At 25.7% G+C, this 17514-nt stretch carries 16 protein-coding genes; 14 read left to right on the top strand and 2 right to left on the bottom strand.

Going from position 1 to position 17514, the window contains the following annotated elements; translation table 11 throughout:
- Positions 1–22: 22 nt before the first annotated feature.
- The 12 genes from mutL (at position 23) to hprK (ending at position 15278) form a co-directional block, all read left to right on the top strand.
- Entirely contained in the window at positions 23–1870 is a 1848-nt protein-coding gene (gene mutL / locus BHYOB78_RS04745) for a DNA mismatch repair endonuclease MutL (protein ID WP_020064376.1), read from the top strand.
- A gap of 104 nt (positions 1871–1974) precedes the next feature.
- Entirely contained in the window at positions 1975–2880 is a 906-nt protein-coding gene (locus BHYOB78_RS04740; protein ID WP_012669664.1) for an Rpn family recombination-promoting nuclease/putative transposase, read from the top strand.
- A gap of 248 nt (positions 2881–3128) precedes the next feature.
- Positions 3129–4634 (top strand): ankyrin repeat domain-containing protein, encoded by a 1506-nt coding sequence (locus BHYOB78_RS04735; protein ID WP_012669663.1) that lies wholly within the window; start codon positions 3129–3131, stop codon positions 4632–4634.
- 57 nt (positions 4635–4691) lie between these two features.
- Complete coding sequence (locus tag BHYOB78_RS04730; protein ID WP_012669662.1) at positions 4692–5555, top strand: Rpn family recombination-promoting nuclease/putative transposase; 864 nt, start codon at positions 4692–4694, stop codon at positions 5553–5555.
- A 311-nt stretch (positions 5556–5866) separates the two neighbouring features.
- Complete coding sequence (locus tag BHYOB78_RS04725) at positions 5867–6616, top strand: uracil-DNA glycosylase (protein WP_020064375.1); 750 nt, start codon at positions 5867–5869, stop codon at positions 6614–6616.
- 76 nt (positions 6617–6692) lie between these two features.
- Entirely contained in the window at positions 6693–7451 is a 759-nt protein-coding gene (locus tag BHYOB78_RS04720) for an ankyrin repeat domain-containing protein (protein WP_028331322.1), read from the top strand.
- A 67-nt stretch (positions 7452–7518) separates the two neighbouring features.
- A complete protein-coding gene (locus BHYOB78_RS04715) occupies positions 7519–8355 on the top strand; it encodes a TP0624 family protein (protein WP_020064373.1) in 837 nt (278 codons plus the stop codon).
- 75 nt (positions 8356–8430) lie between these two features.
- Positions 8431–11721, top strand: a complete 3291-nt coding sequence (locus BHYOB78_RS04710) for a DUF4132 domain-containing protein (RefSeq protein WP_012669658.1) — start codon at positions 8431–8433, stop codon at positions 11719–11721.
- Complete coding sequence (rpoN, locus tag BHYOB78_RS04705; RefSeq protein ID WP_020064372.1) at positions 11714–13018, top strand: RNA polymerase factor sigma-54; 1305 nt, start codon at positions 11714–11716, stop codon at positions 13016–13018. Before BHYOB78_RS04710 ends, rpoN begins: the two co-directional genes overlap by 8 nt.
- Before the next feature lie 16 nt (positions 13019–13034).
- A complete protein-coding gene (gene hpf / locus BHYOB78_RS04700) occupies positions 13035–13811 on the top strand; it encodes a ribosome hibernation-promoting factor, HPF/YfiA family (protein ID WP_020064371.1) in 777 nt (258 codons plus the stop codon).
- 37 nt (positions 13812–13848) lie between these two features.
- Complete coding sequence (locus tag BHYOB78_RS04695) at positions 13849–14313, top strand: PTS sugar transporter subunit IIA (RefSeq protein ID WP_020064370.1); 465 nt, start codon at positions 13849–13851, stop codon at positions 14311–14313.
- Complete coding sequence (gene hprK, locus BHYOB78_RS04690) at positions 14313–15278, top strand: HPr(Ser) kinase/phosphatase (protein ID WP_012669654.1); 966 nt, start codon at positions 14313–14315, stop codon at positions 15276–15278. The genes BHYOB78_RS04695 and hprK overlap by 1 nt, the downstream gene beginning before the upstream one ends.
- On the opposite strand, the gene BHYOB78_RS04685 is transcribed toward hprK, so the two are convergent.
- Positions 15272–15613 (bottom strand): LapA family protein, encoded by a 342-nt coding sequence (locus tag BHYOB78_RS04685; RefSeq protein ID WP_020064369.1) that lies wholly within the window; start codon positions 15611–15613, stop codon positions 15272–15274. The genes hprK and BHYOB78_RS04685 overlap by 7 nt on opposite strands.
- Before the next feature lie 14 nt (positions 15614–15627).
- Positions 15628–16530, bottom strand: a complete 903-nt coding sequence (rsmH, locus tag BHYOB78_RS04680) for a 16S rRNA (cytosine(1402)-N(4))-methyltransferase RsmH (RefSeq protein WP_020064368.1) — start codon at positions 16528–16530, stop codon at positions 15628–15630.
- A gap of 140 nt (positions 16531–16670) precedes the next feature.
- Between rsmH and BHYOB78_RS04675 the strand changes: the two genes are divergently transcribed.
- On the top strand, positions 16671–17201 hold the full coding sequence (locus tag BHYOB78_RS04675; RefSeq protein WP_012669651.1) for an HdeD family acid-resistance protein: 531 nt from the start codon (positions 16671–16673) through the stop codon (positions 17199–17201).
- A 79-nt stretch (positions 17202–17280) separates the two neighbouring features.
- On the top strand, positions 17281–17496 hold the full coding sequence (locus tag BHYOB78_RS04670; protein WP_012669650.1) for a (2Fe-2S)-binding protein: 216 nt from the start codon (positions 17281–17283) through the stop codon (positions 17494–17496).
- Positions 17497–17514 lie beyond the last annotated feature (18 nt).

Here is a 17514-nt window from a genome sequence, read left to right as displayed (position 1 = left end):
TTTATGTTAAAATATAATAACTATGATTAAAAATATTATGAAATTACCGCAATCAGTAGCTAATCGTATAGCTGCAGGAGAAGTTATAGAAAGACCGGCATCTATGCTAAAAGAATTACTAGAAAATGCAATAGATTCAGGGGCTTCAAATATAGAAGTTTCTGTGGAAGAAGCAGGCATTAAATCTATGATAGTAGAAGATGACGGCAATGGTATTCGTTTTGATGAACTTCCTTTAGCTATAACTCATCATGCCACAAGTAAAATACATTCTATAGAAGATTTAGACTCAATATATACTCTTGGCTTCAGGGGTGAGGCTTTGGCTTCTATATCCGATGTTACAAATTTAGAAATAGTTTCAAAAAGCGTAGAAGAAAGCAATGGAGGAAAAATAGTAGTAGAAGGCGGTAAAATAATAGAACATAAACCTGCTGCTGCTTCACAAGGTACAAAAATCATAGCCAAAAATCTATTCTTTAATATTCCAGCCAGATATAAATTCTTAAAACATATTTCAAGAGAGTTTTTCTTAGTTAAAGAAGTTTTTGATATGGAAGCATTAGTGCAGCCTAAAATATCTATGAAACTTAAAAATAATGGCAAGGTTGTAAGTTCATATATAAAAGTTGATACTCTGAAAGAAAGAATTGAAAATTACATATCTGACAGCAATATATTTAGAAACTTGATAGAAGTTGAAATAGAAAAAGATGATGTATTAATATACGGTTTATTTTCAAATTCTAAAATAAGCCAATCTATGAGAAAGAATAATTTTATATTTTTAAATAACCGTCCTATAGAGAATAGAGTTCTTGCTTATGCTATAAAAAATGCATATTCAAATGCCATACCTAAAGAGAGATACCCTTTCTTTTTCCTATACATAAATATTGACAGCAGTAAAATAGATGTAAATGTTCACCCTAGTAAAAAAGAAGTAAGAATAAAAAATGAAAGAGAGATTTCAGGAATACTGTATAACACTATAGTAAACAATATAAATTCTGGAAACAATTTAGATTCTGTTAATATAGAAGTTGATCTTGATAAGGATATTACCCCTACTTTTCCTATACAGCAGAATAATAATTATAATACATATAATACCTCAAATTATAATACTCAATCATCAAATGAAATAAAATATGATAATACAAGCTATTCAAATAATAATTATGATAAAGATGATTTAAATTTAGAAAATAGCAATATAATAGAAGAAAATAATCTTAATAAAGAAATAAATTTAAATAACAATAATTTTAGCTCTAATAATATAGAATTCGGAGAGTATACAAGGGCTATAGGACAGGTATTTTCATCATATATAGTAGCTGAACGCGGAGGAGAAATGTATATAATAGATCAGCATGCCGCTTATGAAAGACTAAATTATGAAAGAATATACAAAACTCTTATGTCAAAAAAAATAGAATATGAAAAACTCCTTATACCTTGCGAAATTGAGTACAGAGATTATGAAATTGATATTTTAAATGCATCAAAAGAATCAATAGAATCATTAGGAATAAAATTTGAAGCTAATTCAAAACATAGCATTATAATAGAAGATATACCAATATACATTCCTAGAAATCAAAAAATTGAAAAAATCATAAAAGACATTTTGGATATATACATTTCAAAGGGAGACAATAATAATTTAGAAAAAGTTATAAAACATACCTGCTCTACTATATCATGCAAATATTCTCCAAAGGCTGGAGATAAACTCTCAAACAGCGATATGCAGACATTACTTGATTTGCTTGAAGAAGAAAATATACTTACAAACTGCCCTCATGGAAGACCTTTTGTATTAAGGCTCTCAAAAGAATATTTAGATAAAAAATTCTTTAGATAATACGATTTTTATTTTACTACTAATAAACTTATAAAAAAATATCTTGTTAATTTATGATTAAAACTCTAACTTTACATTTATAGTTATTTTAGTATAATAAAGTTATGAAAGATTTAGAAAAATTAAAGCAAATATTAAATGAAACAGTTACAATAAACAATTTAAATAGAATTAATGACTATTTTATACGCTATTTATTTTCACATGAAGGCAATGAAAACATAGCATTAAATTTCATTAATGCTGTATTTAAAGATTTAGGCTTTGAAACTTTTAAGAAAATAGAAATATTAAATCCATTTAACATAGCAGAAAATTATGATGAAAAAGAATCTATAGTTGATATCAAGGCTATCACAGAAAGCGGAATAACTGTATTAATAGAGATTCAGGCTAGAGGTAATGAAGATTTTATAAAAAGAGCTTTATATTATTGGGCTTATAATTACAGCAGTAGTTTAAACAGAGGTTCTTTTTATGATGAATTAAAACCAACTGTAAGTATTAATATTACAAACTTTATACTAACAAATGAAGATAAAGTACATAGCTGTTATGTATTAAAAGAATTGAATAATAATAAAATTCTTACAGATCATTGTCAATTACATTTTCTAGAATTACCTAAATTCAATTTAAAAAATATTTCTGCAATAGAAAGTTTAGATAATATACATAAAGAATTCATTTCTTGGGTTAAATTTTTTAAGGGGGAAGATATGTCTATTTTAATGAAAGAAAATACTATATTTGAAGAAGTTGAAAAGAAATGCCGTACTTTTGTAAATAATACTCCTGTAATGGATAAATATAAAAAACGCGAAGTAGATGCATATTTCTTTGATAAAAGCATAGAATTGGATTTAAAGAAAGCTAAGGAAGAAGGAATAGAACAAGGCGAAAAAAATAAAGCAATATCTATAGCTAAAAGCTTCAAAAATGCAGGAATAGATATAAAAATTATAAGCGAAAACACAGGATTGAGCATAGAAGAAGTAGAAAAACTATAACAAAAAAATTATGAGCATATGACGAATTCCCCTAAGGCATCATATACTATACCGAAGGTACGCATAGCGAGCGAATAATTTTTTATGAATACAGATAAGAAATAAAACTATAATAAAAATTTATTATTATAATAAACATCATTAAAAAGCATAAAACAAATTCATTAATTTCATATTTCATAAATCCTATTTTAATTGACAAAGTATAATAATTAATATATAATCCAGTATATGCTTAGGGGGTATATATGAAAAAAGTATTTATTATATTATTCTTGTTTAATATTCTTTTGTATTCTCAGACTTTAGATGAATCGTTATTTTTAGCTGTAGAAAATAATAACATAGAAGAAGTTAAATCATATTTATCTAAAGGAGCAAATCTAAATGCTCGAGATGAATACGGTATTACAGTATTAATGTACGCTGCTGTAAGCGGAAATTATGAAATGGTTAAATTTTTATTAGAAAATGGTGCCAATATAAATACTAAAGACAATGATGGAAACACTGTATTATATTATAATATTTACTATGATCATTATGGAGAAGAAGAAAAACTAGAAAATGCTAAAAAAATATTTAATTTATTAATAAAATACGGTGCTGATGTAAATACTAAAGACAATGATGGAGCATCACTTCTTAATAAATCTTATAGAGCTTCAACAGCATTGGCACAAAATAGAGAAATGTTTAAAGTATTAGTAGAAAATGGTTTTGACTTAGAATCAAGAATAAAGGCTGGGGAGCATTATCCTGAAGATTATGATTATACTCCTTTAATGATAGCAGCTTTAAGAAATGACTATGATATGGTTCAATTTTTAGTTGAAAAAGGTGCCGATGTAAATGCCAAAACACATTCTGAATATAGCTCAGTAGTAACTCCCCTATTACTCTCATTAGATTATGAACATATTGAATCTAGATATGATGAAAATTCATCTGTTGCAGAATTTTTAATAAATAATGGTGCTGATATAAATGTAAAAAATAATCATGGAGAGACACCTTTAATGTATGCTTCCAAACTTCATAATATAAAAGTGGTAGAACTTCTAATACAAAAAGGGGCTGATATAAATGCTTTCAATAATTATGGAAATACAGCCTTAATATATGGTGTAAATAATTTAGAAACAGTAAAATTATTAGTGGAAAATGGTGCAGATGTAAACTTTTATAAAGGAGGAAGTACTGCTTTAATATCAGCATGTGAGTATAGTCATGAAAGAAATATAGATGTAATAAAATATTTAGTTTCAAAAAAAGCCAATATAAATGCACAAGATAATAAAGGAGACACAGCTTTAAATAAAACTCTTGATACTTCAGATGAAGGAAGTATTGATATACTAGACTTTGAAATAGCTCATTTTTTAATAGAGCAAGGTGCTGATGTAAACATAAAGAATAAACGAGAATATACTCCTTTGATATATCTTGGTATGGGTGAAGGTAATTTTAACAATAAAAGTTTTCAGGAATATCGTATAAAATTAGCTGAGGTTTTATTAGAAAAAGGTGCAGATATTAATGCTCAAGATTATGAAGGATACACTTCTTTAATTTGGGCTTGTGCATCATCAGGATCAAGGTTTGCTGAACCATATGTTAAATTTCTAGTAGAAAAAGGAGCCGATGTAAATATAGAAGATGAACATGGAGATACTGCTTTAGATATAGCAAATAATCTTAAACTTAGAAAAATTGCCGGTATTCTAAAAAAAGCTCAAAGAAATAGAAAGTAAATTTTGATGATTAAACTTGTAACTTTACATTTATAGTTAATTTAGTATAATAAAGTTATGAGAAATATTAATGTTTTGAATGACTATTTTGTGAGATATTTATTCTCATCACCAGACAGTAATTTAATACTGCTTGACTTTATTAATTCTATAATGCTTGATTCTAATATGAAGACATTTAGAGATGTAGAAATTCTAAATCCTTTTAATTGCAAAGAAAATTATCAAGATAAAGAAACTATAGTTGATGTTAAATGTATTACACAAAATGGAACAGTTGTCATTATAGAAATACAGTTACAAGGTAATTCAAGATTCCCAGAACGCATATTATATTATTGGGCTTCAAATTATAGCAAACTTTTGAAACATGGTGAAAAGTATGATGCTTTAACTCCTGTCATAAGTATTAACTTACTTAATTTCAATTTAGATGATAATGACTCTGTACATTCCTGTTATATGATTTATGATACCAATAACAAAAGATTACTTACCGACCATCTTCAAATACACATATTAGAATTGAAAAAATTTAAATATGATTTATTGCAGCCAGATTTAAATTGCTGGCTAAAATTTTTCACAATGAAAGAGAAAGATAATAAGGGGGAAATTATGTCAGATTTAGTAAAAGAAAAGCCTATAATGGAAGAAGTACAGAAAAGATACAATAACTTTATTAAAGATAGATTAATGATGAATGAGTACGATAAAAGAGAAGCATATCTATATGGTAATCAAATAATACTTGAAGAAGAAAGAAGATTAGGAATTGAAGAAGGAATTAAACAAGGTCTAGAACAAGGTGAAAAAAATAAAGCAATATCTATAGCTAAAAACTTAAAAAATGCAGGTATAGATATAAAAATTATAAGCGAAAACACAGGCTTGAGTATAGAAGAAATAAAAAAATTATGAGCGTATGCTAAATTTATTTAGCATAGCCTTTGAGCGAATAATTTTTTTATGAATATAAATAAGAAATAGAAAACCTATAATAAAAATAAAAAATACATAATATTTTTTATATTATCTATTAGTCAATATGCATAGTTAAATTTGAAGTCTAATATAGAAATTCATAAAATTATTAAAAATAAAAAATCTTTAGTATATATACATAATCAGTTTATAAGTTAATTAATTAATAAATAAAAAATTTTTAATAAATTCCATTTTATTGTATAATACAAATAATGTTTTAAAAATGATATTTAGGATTTATTAATATGAACAAAATAGAAAGCTATTTTTTACAGCAGAATAAAATAAAATTCTCAAATGTAGTTTGCTCTCAGCATGATAAAAAAATAATATTAAGAAATCCAAAAAAAGCAGTAAAAAAAGAAGAAAAAGATATTAATGATAAAGGCATAGAATCAATGAAAGAAATAAAGAATGAAGAATTGAAAAAGATATATAGTGAAGTAGAAAAATGCATGAAATGTGAGGCTCTATGTAATAGCAGATTAAATGTAGTATTCGGAAGAGGAGACGAAGAACCTGATATAGTATTTGTCGGAGAGGCACCGGGAGCTGATGAGGATAAACAAGGACTTCCATTTGTAGGCAGAGGCGGAAAATTATTGGATAAATGGATTGAAAGAATGAATATCAATAATAAAAAATATTATATAATGAATGCTTTGAAATGCCGTCCTCCTGAAAACAGAGATCCTTTACCTGAAGAAAAGTCTAATTGCAGAGATTATTTTGTAAATCAGTTAAAAATACTTAATCCTAAAATAATATGTGCATTAGGACGTCATGGTTTTGGTAATTTAATAGATTTTGATTTGAAAACTCCTTTCGGAAAAGCTAGAAATAAAGTGCATTACTACAATAATAATGGAAAAGATGTACCTGTAATAGCAACTTATCATCCTGCTTATATTTTGAGAAATCAAAAAGAGGAAGATAAAGTTATAGCCGATTTGGAGTTTATGCTCAGTGAATTAGAAAAAATTGAAAATAATTAAAATAATTTTTATTAATAATAGGAGTTTGCTATTGAAGAAATATTTTATTTTAATGTTAATAATATGCAAATGTCTGATGCCTAATTCATTCGATAATATAGTAGATGCCTCAGAATATGAAACTTATGAAAATATAGAGTATTCCAATATCCCAAAAAAACCTACTATATTTGATTATATAAATCATAAAAATGAATTATCTGATATTATAGAAAGAATAGATAAATATTTAGACAATAATGGAGATATTAATGCTGTAAATAAAAATGGCAATACTCTTCTTATGGAAGCTGTAGCCATAGGATATTATGATTTGGCCGATTATTTGGTAGAAAAAAATGCAGATATATCTATAACTAATAATAATGGAGAAAATGCTTTAATACTTTCCGCACATTATCCTTATATAATGAATCTTCTTATAAACAATAATGCTGATATAAACATTGCTGATAATAATGGCAAAACAGCACTTCATTATGCATGCGAGTACGGAGATTTATATTCAGTAAAACTTCTAATAAAGAGCGGCGCTGATATTAATAAAAAAGATATATTAGGAAAAACTATTCTTATGTATGCCGTTGAAAATGAACATCTTTTATTAATAAAATATTTGGTAGAGGATTTGAAAGTTGATATTAATGAAAAAGATGATTGGGGTCAGAATGCTATGTTTTATGCTACAAAAATAGATATAGCAAGGTATTTAATTTATAATGATGCAAATTATATAGATGTTAACTCAATAGGATTAAAACCTTATGAAGTTATGAAATACAATGGTTATATAAATGTATCAAATTATTTGCAAAAGTTAGAAAAAAGGAGATAACTTACAAAAAATACCTTTAAGTATTTTTTTTATAAACCGAGAATATTTACAGTATATTGGAGTTTATATGAATATCAAGGTTATTTTACTATTTATTACTATAAATATGCTTCTTTTTCCTCAGTATCTATCTTTGACTAATAATAACATATTAGTTAATATAGGTGAAGGAAGAGTTGATTATACTACATATACGATATATGCAGATGCAACAGCCGATTTTGTTACAGATACTCGTTTACACCCTGAAGCATTATTAATATTACAGCAGCAGGCTGAAGAAGAAACAATGAAAACATTATATGATACATTGGGAAATATACCTATAGACAGTGAAGATAATATTTACAGCATAATAGAAGAAAATAGATTTTTGAAAGAAAAAGTAGTAAATTCTATAAATAATGCCAGATTAGTAGGTATATCATATCCTACAAGAACAAGCGTTAAAGTTCTTATGGCATTGGATATAATAACAAATAATCTTATGTCAGATTTAATAAATAATATACATATGTATAAACCTGAACCTATAGTAACTTATTTTGATGCTGGTACAGATTACGACAGTCTTGTTATAGATGCAAGAAATATAGGTTTTATACCTTCATTATTTCCTACAGTATATGATGAAGATGGTAATGAAATATATAGTTTAGCATATATAAATAAATCCATTGCTTCTACAAATGGATATATTACATATTCTACAAATTCTTTCCTTACAAATCAGAATATTACAAATACAATAGGAAAAAAACCTTATAATATTGTAGCATGGAGATCAAGAGGAAGATTTGCAAGCGATTTAGTTATAGGAAATGAAGATGCTAGTATAATTATGAGCAGCCCAAATCTTAAAAATGCTATAAAAAACTGTAAGGTTGTATTTATAATAGACTAATTTATTATACTTTTATTATTCATTTTTTTTTCAAAATATGATATAGTATCTATTATATTTTTAGGGTTATTTCTTATGAGTATTATAGAAAGTTATATAGATGATATTTTTAAAAATCATCCGTATATAGATAATATAAAAAAGTATGTCAATAATGAAATTGATAATATAAATTTTGATACCGAAGAAATAAATCACCCTATTTCAAATAACCATACAATATATTCAAATCTGTTAGATCTATATATGAATGATAAGCAAAATGATAGTTTAATCAGATTATTTAAAATCATATCTATGCAAAAAATAGAAAATATATACATTTTCGAAATGCTTGTCATAAATATAATATCTGGTATGAATATTAAAGAAGCATTATTGAAATGCATATCCATGAAAAAAATTAATGATTGGAATAAAGAATACAAAAAGTATTCATACAATATAAATCATATTTCAAATGAAATAATGAATGCTAAAATTAATATACTAATATATTATTATTATGCTAAAAAATACTTTCCAAAAGAAACGGAAGAATATATAGAAAATATATGCTCATCAAATATAGATGATATCATTGAAGAATATGGTGATAATACATTAATAGCTTTAATGGCTTTGACTGTAAAGATATATTTTGGAGATTACAGTAAAATATCTGCTATATTAGAATATTCAAAAAAAGTAAATTACTTGGATTCAATACTTTCTCTTTTTCTTATTTTGAATATAGATAATAGTATATCAAATAGATTCGTAGAATTAATAGAAAATAATATGCTTAATGAAAATAAATATTTATTTATAAACTTAGCATATATGATAAGACTATTTTTCTTAACAAGAAAGAATTACAGTGAAAAATTTGAAAATAAAAGTTTCGATGAATTTATACATGATCTTGTTGATTTTAATATACCAAAGTATTTTATATTTCTTATAAAATATTTGGATACAAATTTATCAATAAATTCAAATAAAGTATTTGAAGGAATAAAAAATCTATACAGCAAAGATAAAGAATCATTTTATAAACTTTATAATATATTAAAAGAAGTTGATATACCATATATTATAGAAGTAAAAGCAGTATTAAATTGTGTTCTTTTAAATGCTAAAGATGATAATGCCGATTCATCTATACTTGACAATAGTATAGATTATTTCATAGAAAATATAAAAAAAGAATTAGAAAAAATATATGATATAAAATCTGAAAATATATTTGAATTATTAGAAAATAAAATTATAGATAAATACGATTTGTCTGTTAATCTCAGCAATGAATTAATATTTACAACAAAAATTATAGTTCTTATGTATGATTATAATGAAAAGGCAAGAAAGGTTGTTCGAGCTTTATTAAAATCATTACCATATAATTTGACTATACCATTAATGATTAAAGACAGAAAAGAATTTTATAATATAAAATTAAAAGAGATATTAGATTATTTGCAAGGGTATGATTTAGATTTAAAAGATTTAATTATAACATATCTATACACCTACCCTATTTATATTTTCAGCACAAAATACATATTAAAGCTTGTTAACAAAAACGCTGATTATACAGTAGAAATGTTTCATGACAAAACATTTTTGAAAGCAGCCTCATATAAAAGCTATGCTCTAATAGATTTTTTAGAACTTCTATATAAAAAAGATAAAGCAGCATTAAAAAATTATTCTGCTATCTGTTATGTGCTGCATTTAAAAAATAAAGAAATAATAAAATGTGCTTTAGATTTAATAGAAGAAGATGAATATAATTCCAGAGCTTATGTAGAAAACAGCATACATGCCTATAGAGAAGATGTGCAGTTTGAATTAAAAAAGATAATAAAAAAATGGAATTACAGAAGAAAAGGATTTAAATTCAAAACTTTGGACGATATAAATCAGTATATTGATGATTATTATGAAGAAAGTTATGAATCTTTAATTGATTTTATAGATGAATCTTTAATATCTGATGTTGTTTTGAGAAATGATAAAAACACTAAAGTTCCTGTAAAAGTCATAAAGTATATACTATTGGAATATATGCTTCTCAAAGAGCCATATAGAATAAAAGACATAGACAGAATGATAGATTTATTTGATATGGATTCTGTTAGAAATACTTTTGAAAATATATATAAATATTGGACTGATAATAATTGTGATGAAAGAAAAAAAAATATTATTCTGCCTTACTGTATTTATGCTGATTATAGTCAGTTAGTTAATTTGTATGATAAGATAGAATATTGGCATGATAATTTTCAATCATCTTTAGCGGCATATATAATACCTGCTATAGCAATGAACGGCGAGAAATTTGCTTTAATGATAATAAATAATATTATTTATATGTCTAAAAATAAGATTTTAAAAAATGCTGCAATAGGTTCTTTTGAAAAAGCAGCAGAATGTTTAGATATACCTATTGATAATTTATTTGATAAAGTTCTTCCTAATTTAGGGTTTAATGTAGAAAGAAATAAAGTTATAAATTACGGCAAACAAAAATTCACGCTTCAATTATTAAGCGATTCTTATTTGGAAATAATAGATAATGAAAATCATAAAATATTAAAAGAGCTTCCAGATGCTGAAGAAGGCGATGATGAAGCAAAAGTTATAGAAGCAAAAAAGGATTTAATATATATAAGAAATGCATTAAAAGCCATTATTTTATATCAAAAATATAAACTAAAAAAGGTAATGTTTAATGCAAGAAAATGGGATTATGAAACTTTTTTTGAAGTGTTTGTAGAAAACCCTGTTATGCAGTATTTCACTCTTGCATTCGTTTGGGGAGTATATGATGAAGACAATAATTTAATAGAGTGCTTCAGATATATGGAAGACGGATCTTTAATTTCAATAGATGAGGATTTATATGAACTTCCTAAAAATATAAAATATTATATAAGTTTATATCATCCTATTGATAATGATGAAGACTATCAAAAAGTTTGGACTTATCAATTAGAGCTTTATGAAATAAATCAGCCTGTTGAACAAATAAAAATAAAAAGATATGAATTAAAAGATAATGATGTAGAGAATGATGCTATAATTTCTTTTAACGGTCAAAATTTATCATTTGAATATATGGAAAACTTATCTAAAGAATTAGATATGAAAACAGAGTATTTTGATGAATATGTATCTTACTATATGGCAGATAATGTATTAAAAATTATATGCGAAATTAACTGTCATACATATGATGAGGATATAGTAATTGAAAGTATAAAATTCTATGAATTAGAAAAGCATAATAAATTCGGTAAAATAATTTCTCCTTTTGATATAGAAAAAAGATTTATCAGCACAATGATTCATTATTTATCCATAGGTTTTTATGATTAATAATTCTTTATCAGCAAATACTTCAATACGAACTGCAATAAAAAATGATTTAAGACTCAATTATCAAACTAGAGTATGGCTTGATGTTATAGCATTGCCTGCCATAGAACTTAAAGAAAAGATAGAAAAAGCAATGGAAGAAAATCCATTCTTAGAATATGATTTTAATGATAATTATTCAAAACCATCATCAGCGGGAAGCGATATCAATTCTATAATAGAAAACACAGTAGAAAATAATAAAGAAAGTTTATTTTCTCATTTGAAAAGTCAGATAGATATTACTTTTAATGATAAAAAAGAAATAGAGCTTGCAGAACAGATATGCAGTTTTATAAATGAAGACGGATATTTAACCATTGAAAGTGATGAGATTTCAAATATATTGAATGCTGATATAAAGCAAATAGAAAAAATAATTTCTATAATAAAAACATTTGATCCTTACGGAGTTGGAGCAAAAAATATTAATGAATGCCTCTCTATACAATTAAAGATGAAAAAAAAAGAAGCAGATGAAAAAAAAATATATGATACAGCAATAAATATTGTAGAAAATTATTTAGATGAATTATCAAAAAAGAATTATGATAAAATAGCTTTAAATTTAAACATAGAAGTTAATACAGTATTAAAAGCTTTAAAATTAATACAAACATTAGAACCCTATCCAGCAAGAGAATATGATACATCCTCTGTAAAATATATAGTTCCTGAATTATTTATTTTTAAGGAAAATGATAATTGGTTTGTAAAAACAGATGAAACTTTTATCCCCCACTTGAAAATTAGCAAAAAATATATTAAACTATTAGATAGAGAGGAAAGTAAAGATAGCATAAACTTTTTAAAAGAAAAAAAGAAAGAAGCTGAAAGCCTTATAAATGCATCTAATGACAGAAAAAAAACTTTATTAAAAATAGGCGAAGCTTTGCTTAAATTTCAGATAAATTTCTTTGAGTACGGAAAAGAGTTTATGAAGCCATTAACTTTAAAAGATATGTCTTTGGAGGTGAATTTAAGCGAATCCACTATAAGCAGAATAGCTAATGGTAAGTATCTTAACACTGTTTGGGGTACATTTTCTATAAAATACTTTTTCTCTAGAGCTGTTAATGGCGGGCTTGGTTCTAGAGGCGTTAAAGAAATTATAAAAAGAATTATAGAAAACTCTCCGGCAAAATTAAGCGATGAAAAGATCAGACTTATACTAAAAAGCGAAGGTATAGATATATCAAGAAGAACCGTAGCTAAATACAGAAAAAGTATGAATATTTTTTCATCAAGAAACAGATAAAACAAAAGGAGATTTTATGCATCAAAATATCATTGGAAAGAACGTTAGAATCACTAAAAATGTTAGAGAACATATAGCAAATAAGATGCAAAATATCAAAATACATGCTGACAGAATAATAGACGCCAATATTATTTGCGACTATATGCATGGTGAATATACTGTACAAGGAACTATAGCTTTCGGTAAAAAAGTATTTCATGATAAAGAAAAAGAAAAAGATCTATATGTAGCAATAGATACTATGTTTCAAAAGATAGAAAGAGAAATAAGAAAATCAAAAGAAAGAAATATAGATAGAAGTCAAAGAGCTGTTGTAGATAAATCTGTACAAGCAGAGGAGGAGGATAATGCTTATTCTATTAACTCTGTTGGAATATATGAAAAACCTTTAGATGAGCTTGATGCTGTATTACACTTTAATAGCGATAAAAAACCTTATATGGCTTATTTACCTATTAAACAGGGAGCAGATTTATTCAGTATAAAAATAGGAAAATTTCCTGTATTCTTATTTAAAGGTAATGATAACAAAGTATTTGAAGTATATAACAATAATGAAGAATACTGGAATATTGATGAGGTGAGCGTAACTCCCGACAACAATATAGATGCTAGTAAAAGTGAAAATTATTTAATAAAAGAATACAATGTAAGTGAAGCTGTAAATTATCTTACAGAAAACACTGATAAAAAATTTGTAGTTTATATCAGCAGCATAACAGAACAAGCAGAAGCTTTGTATAAAGAATCTGATAATTCATTTGTTCTAATAAGAATGTTTGATATTTAATTTATATATTTATAATTAACCATTTTGGAGGGTAATAATGAGTTTGATAGATTACATAAATAAAGATTCTATAATGATAGATGTTCAGGAAACAGAGAAAGAGCGTCTTCTCTCTAAAATGGTTGAGCGATTAGATGAATGTAAATTACTACTCAATAAAAATGATGCTGAACATGCTATAATGGCTAGAGAGCAATTAATGAGTACAGGTGTAGGCAATGGTATTGCAATACCTCATGCTAAAACCGATGCTGTAAAAAATATTGTACTTAGCGTGGCAACCATTAAAAACGGAATTAATTACAAATCTGTTGATAAGAAAAAAGTATTTGCCGTTTTTATGCTTCTAGCTCCAAAAACTTCAGCAAGCGAGAATTTAAAAGTACTTACAGCAATAGCTAAAATATTAAGAGACAATCTTCATTTCTTAGAAAAACTGATAAATGTTGAAAAACCTGAAGAGATTATGGAACTCATTGCTAAAGAGGAAATGAAAATATAATGCCTAAAATAACCGTATCTAAATTCTTAGAACTTAATGAAGCGAAAAATAATACCCTAAAAATAAGACGTTTAACAGGTCTCATAGGAATGGAAAATGAAATAATAGGCTATGATATAAACAGGCCTGGTATGGCATTGTTTAAATATTTTAAGGATTTTGCATATCAAAGAATACAAATACTAGGAAAGGGAGAAGCTAATTATATCATCACTTTAAATGAAGAAAATAAAATAGATGTATTTGAAGAAATGCTTAGTTATAAAATACCAATATGCATATTCACTTACAATATAAATCCTCCTGAATCGTTTATAGAAATTGCTAAAAAAAATAATATATGCGTAATAATAAGCGAATTAAAAACATCTGATATGATTAGAGGTATAGAAGGATTAATAGAAGAAGAATTTGTTGAATCTTTCACTATACATGGCGGACTAGTAGAAGTTTTCGGTGTAGGAGTTTTAATTTTAGGTAAAAGCGGTGTTGGAAAGAGTGAAGCTACTCTAGAGTTAATATCAAAAGGGCATAGACTTATATCTGATGACATAGTTGAATTTAAAAAATTAAAAGACGGCAGAATAATCGGAAGAAAAAATGAATATATAAAGCATAATATGGAAGTACGGGGAATAGGAGTTGTTGATATAAGCAGACTTTCAGGTATGAGTGCTATTAGAGATAAAAAAAGGCTTGATTTAATAATAGAACTTGAACACTGGAAAGATGATGAACAATATGACAGAATGGGCTTATTTGATAAAACTTATAGTATATTAAATACTGAAGTGCCTTATCAAAAAATTCCTGTTCGTTCCGGAAGAAATGTATGCATACTTATAGAAACCGCTGCTAAAAATTACAGATTGAAGCAGATGGGATATAATAGTGCTAAAGAATTAGATAAAGCATTAATAGCACAAATAGAAAAGAAGAAAACTGATTCTGCAAATAGTTATTGATCATTGTTATTATTTTGATCTTCTATTTTTAAATAAAATATATCATTATTATCGCCGCTTACAGAAGTAAATCCATTTATTATAGCTGTTTCTATAAATCTATTAGGAGATGAATATTCTGCTTCCTCAGCACTAAGAACTTTTACTTCTTTTTCTAAACGCTCTATTTCATTATCTAATTTTGATAATTCCATAAGTATTTCATTAGCTTTAACATTCCTTGCAAATGTAAAAATACTTATCACTATTACAAATAATATCATAGCTATAAAAAGTGAACCTATAGAGTAAGTTTTCTTTTCTTTTTTATCTATATTTTGCTTATTATCATGCATATTTATCTCCAAAATTATACCTTTTGAGCTATTCTCATCTTAGCACTTCTGCTAGCAGGATTAGATTTTATTTCTTCATTTGTCGGAAGTTTAACTTTATTATTTAGAAGTTTAAATATACCATCTTTATTCTTAGTTTTTTCATTTTCTTTGAAAAATCTCTTTATTATCCTATCTTCCAAAGAATGATAACTCATAAAAATAACTACCCCATTTTGTTTTAATATAGAAGGTATATTTGATATTGATTTTTCAAGTATATTAAGCTCATCATTAACTTCTATTCTTATAGCCTGAAAAACTAAAGTTGCTGGATGAATTTTTCCATATCTTTGAGATTTATCGGTATTATGAAATATAATATTTTCTAATTCTCTTGATGTTTCTATTTTTCTTCTGTTTCTCTCTTTTACTATAACATTTGCCATTTTTCTGGCATTGCTAATTTCTCCGTAATCTCTTAATACTCTCTCCAATTCCTCTTCACTATACCCATTTATAACATCATAAGCACTTTTCTCATTGAGTCCAAGCCTCATATCAAGTCTTACATTATCTTTAAAAGAAAAACCTCTTTCAGCTTTTTTAAAATGAAATAAAGATACACCTAAATCATAAAGCATAAAATCAACATTTCCAATTATACTATCATCAAGTTCTTCAATCATCTTATCATAAGTATTATTATAGTAATGGAACTTGTCATAGTTTTTCAATCTTTTTTTAGCTATTTCAAGTATAGCTGAATCTCTTTCAAAACTATGTACTTCAAGGTTCAAATCAAGCATTGCCTTAGTATGTCCGCCCTCACCTAATGTGGCATCAACTGCGATTTTAGCATTCTCAGGTATAAAGCTTAGAACCTCTTTAAGCATAACGGGTGTATGCACTATTTCTAATTCTTCATTATTATCCATTTGTAAATATTATCGGAACAATTAACATTAAAATAATTTCTATAAAAAATTAATTTAAAAATTCTATAGATTTTTATATTGATTTTTTTATACATTTTATTATCATATATAATTAATATTTATGATTAAAGGAGTTTTATATGGGAAAATTAGGAAGAGTTTTATGGCTCATTTTCGGCATTCTATTAATAATATCAGGTATAGCTACATTATTTAATCCAATAGAAACTGTTTTAATGTTAGCTTATATAATAGGATTTTTAACAATATTCTCTGGAATAAGTGCTATATTCTATTACTTTAGTTTAATAGATAAATCAGGTTCTACTTTAATTCTATTAGATGGTATAATATCAACAATATGCGGTATTATAATTATTTCTAATTTGCAAATAAGCGGTGCATTTGTACCTTATATGGCTGCTTTCTTTGTAATAGTAAGAGGCGTTGTTGCCATATCTTCTTCTATTGAACTTAAAAAGTTTGGATATAATCAATGGGGACTTTCTATGCTCAGCGGAATACTTACTTTGATTGCAGGAATAATTTTAACTTTCAATCCTATACTTGGTGCTGTTTATGTTAGTGTTGTACTTGGATTAGCTTTAATATTATATGGTATAATAACATTACAATTATGGTTTGCTTTCGGTAAATTCTTTAAAATATGAAATTATACTGATAAAGATGTATTGATTTTATTTATTAATATTGTTAAAATAAATCAATTATTAATTTGGGAGAAAATTTATGTTTGAAAAGAATTTAAATAGCACTATATGTTTCTGCAAAAATATAAAATACAAAGAAGTTATTGATGCTATTCAAGCAAATAATTATACAACACTTGAAGAAGTTATGCATCATACAAAAGCAGGAATTACCTGTTGGAGCTGCAGAGGGGATATTAAAGACTTATTAGAAGAATATAAAAAAACAGGAAAGATATTAAGTATAAAAAAATAATAAATCGGAGATATCTAA

Source organism: Brachyspira hyodysenteriae ATCC 27164 (genome assembly GCF_001676785.2).
Taxonomy (GTDB): domain Bacteria; phylum Spirochaetota; class Brachyspiria; order Brachyspirales; family Brachyspiraceae; genus Brachyspira; species Brachyspira hyodysenteriae.
This window is presented reverse-complemented; position numbering and strand designations above follow the sequence as displayed.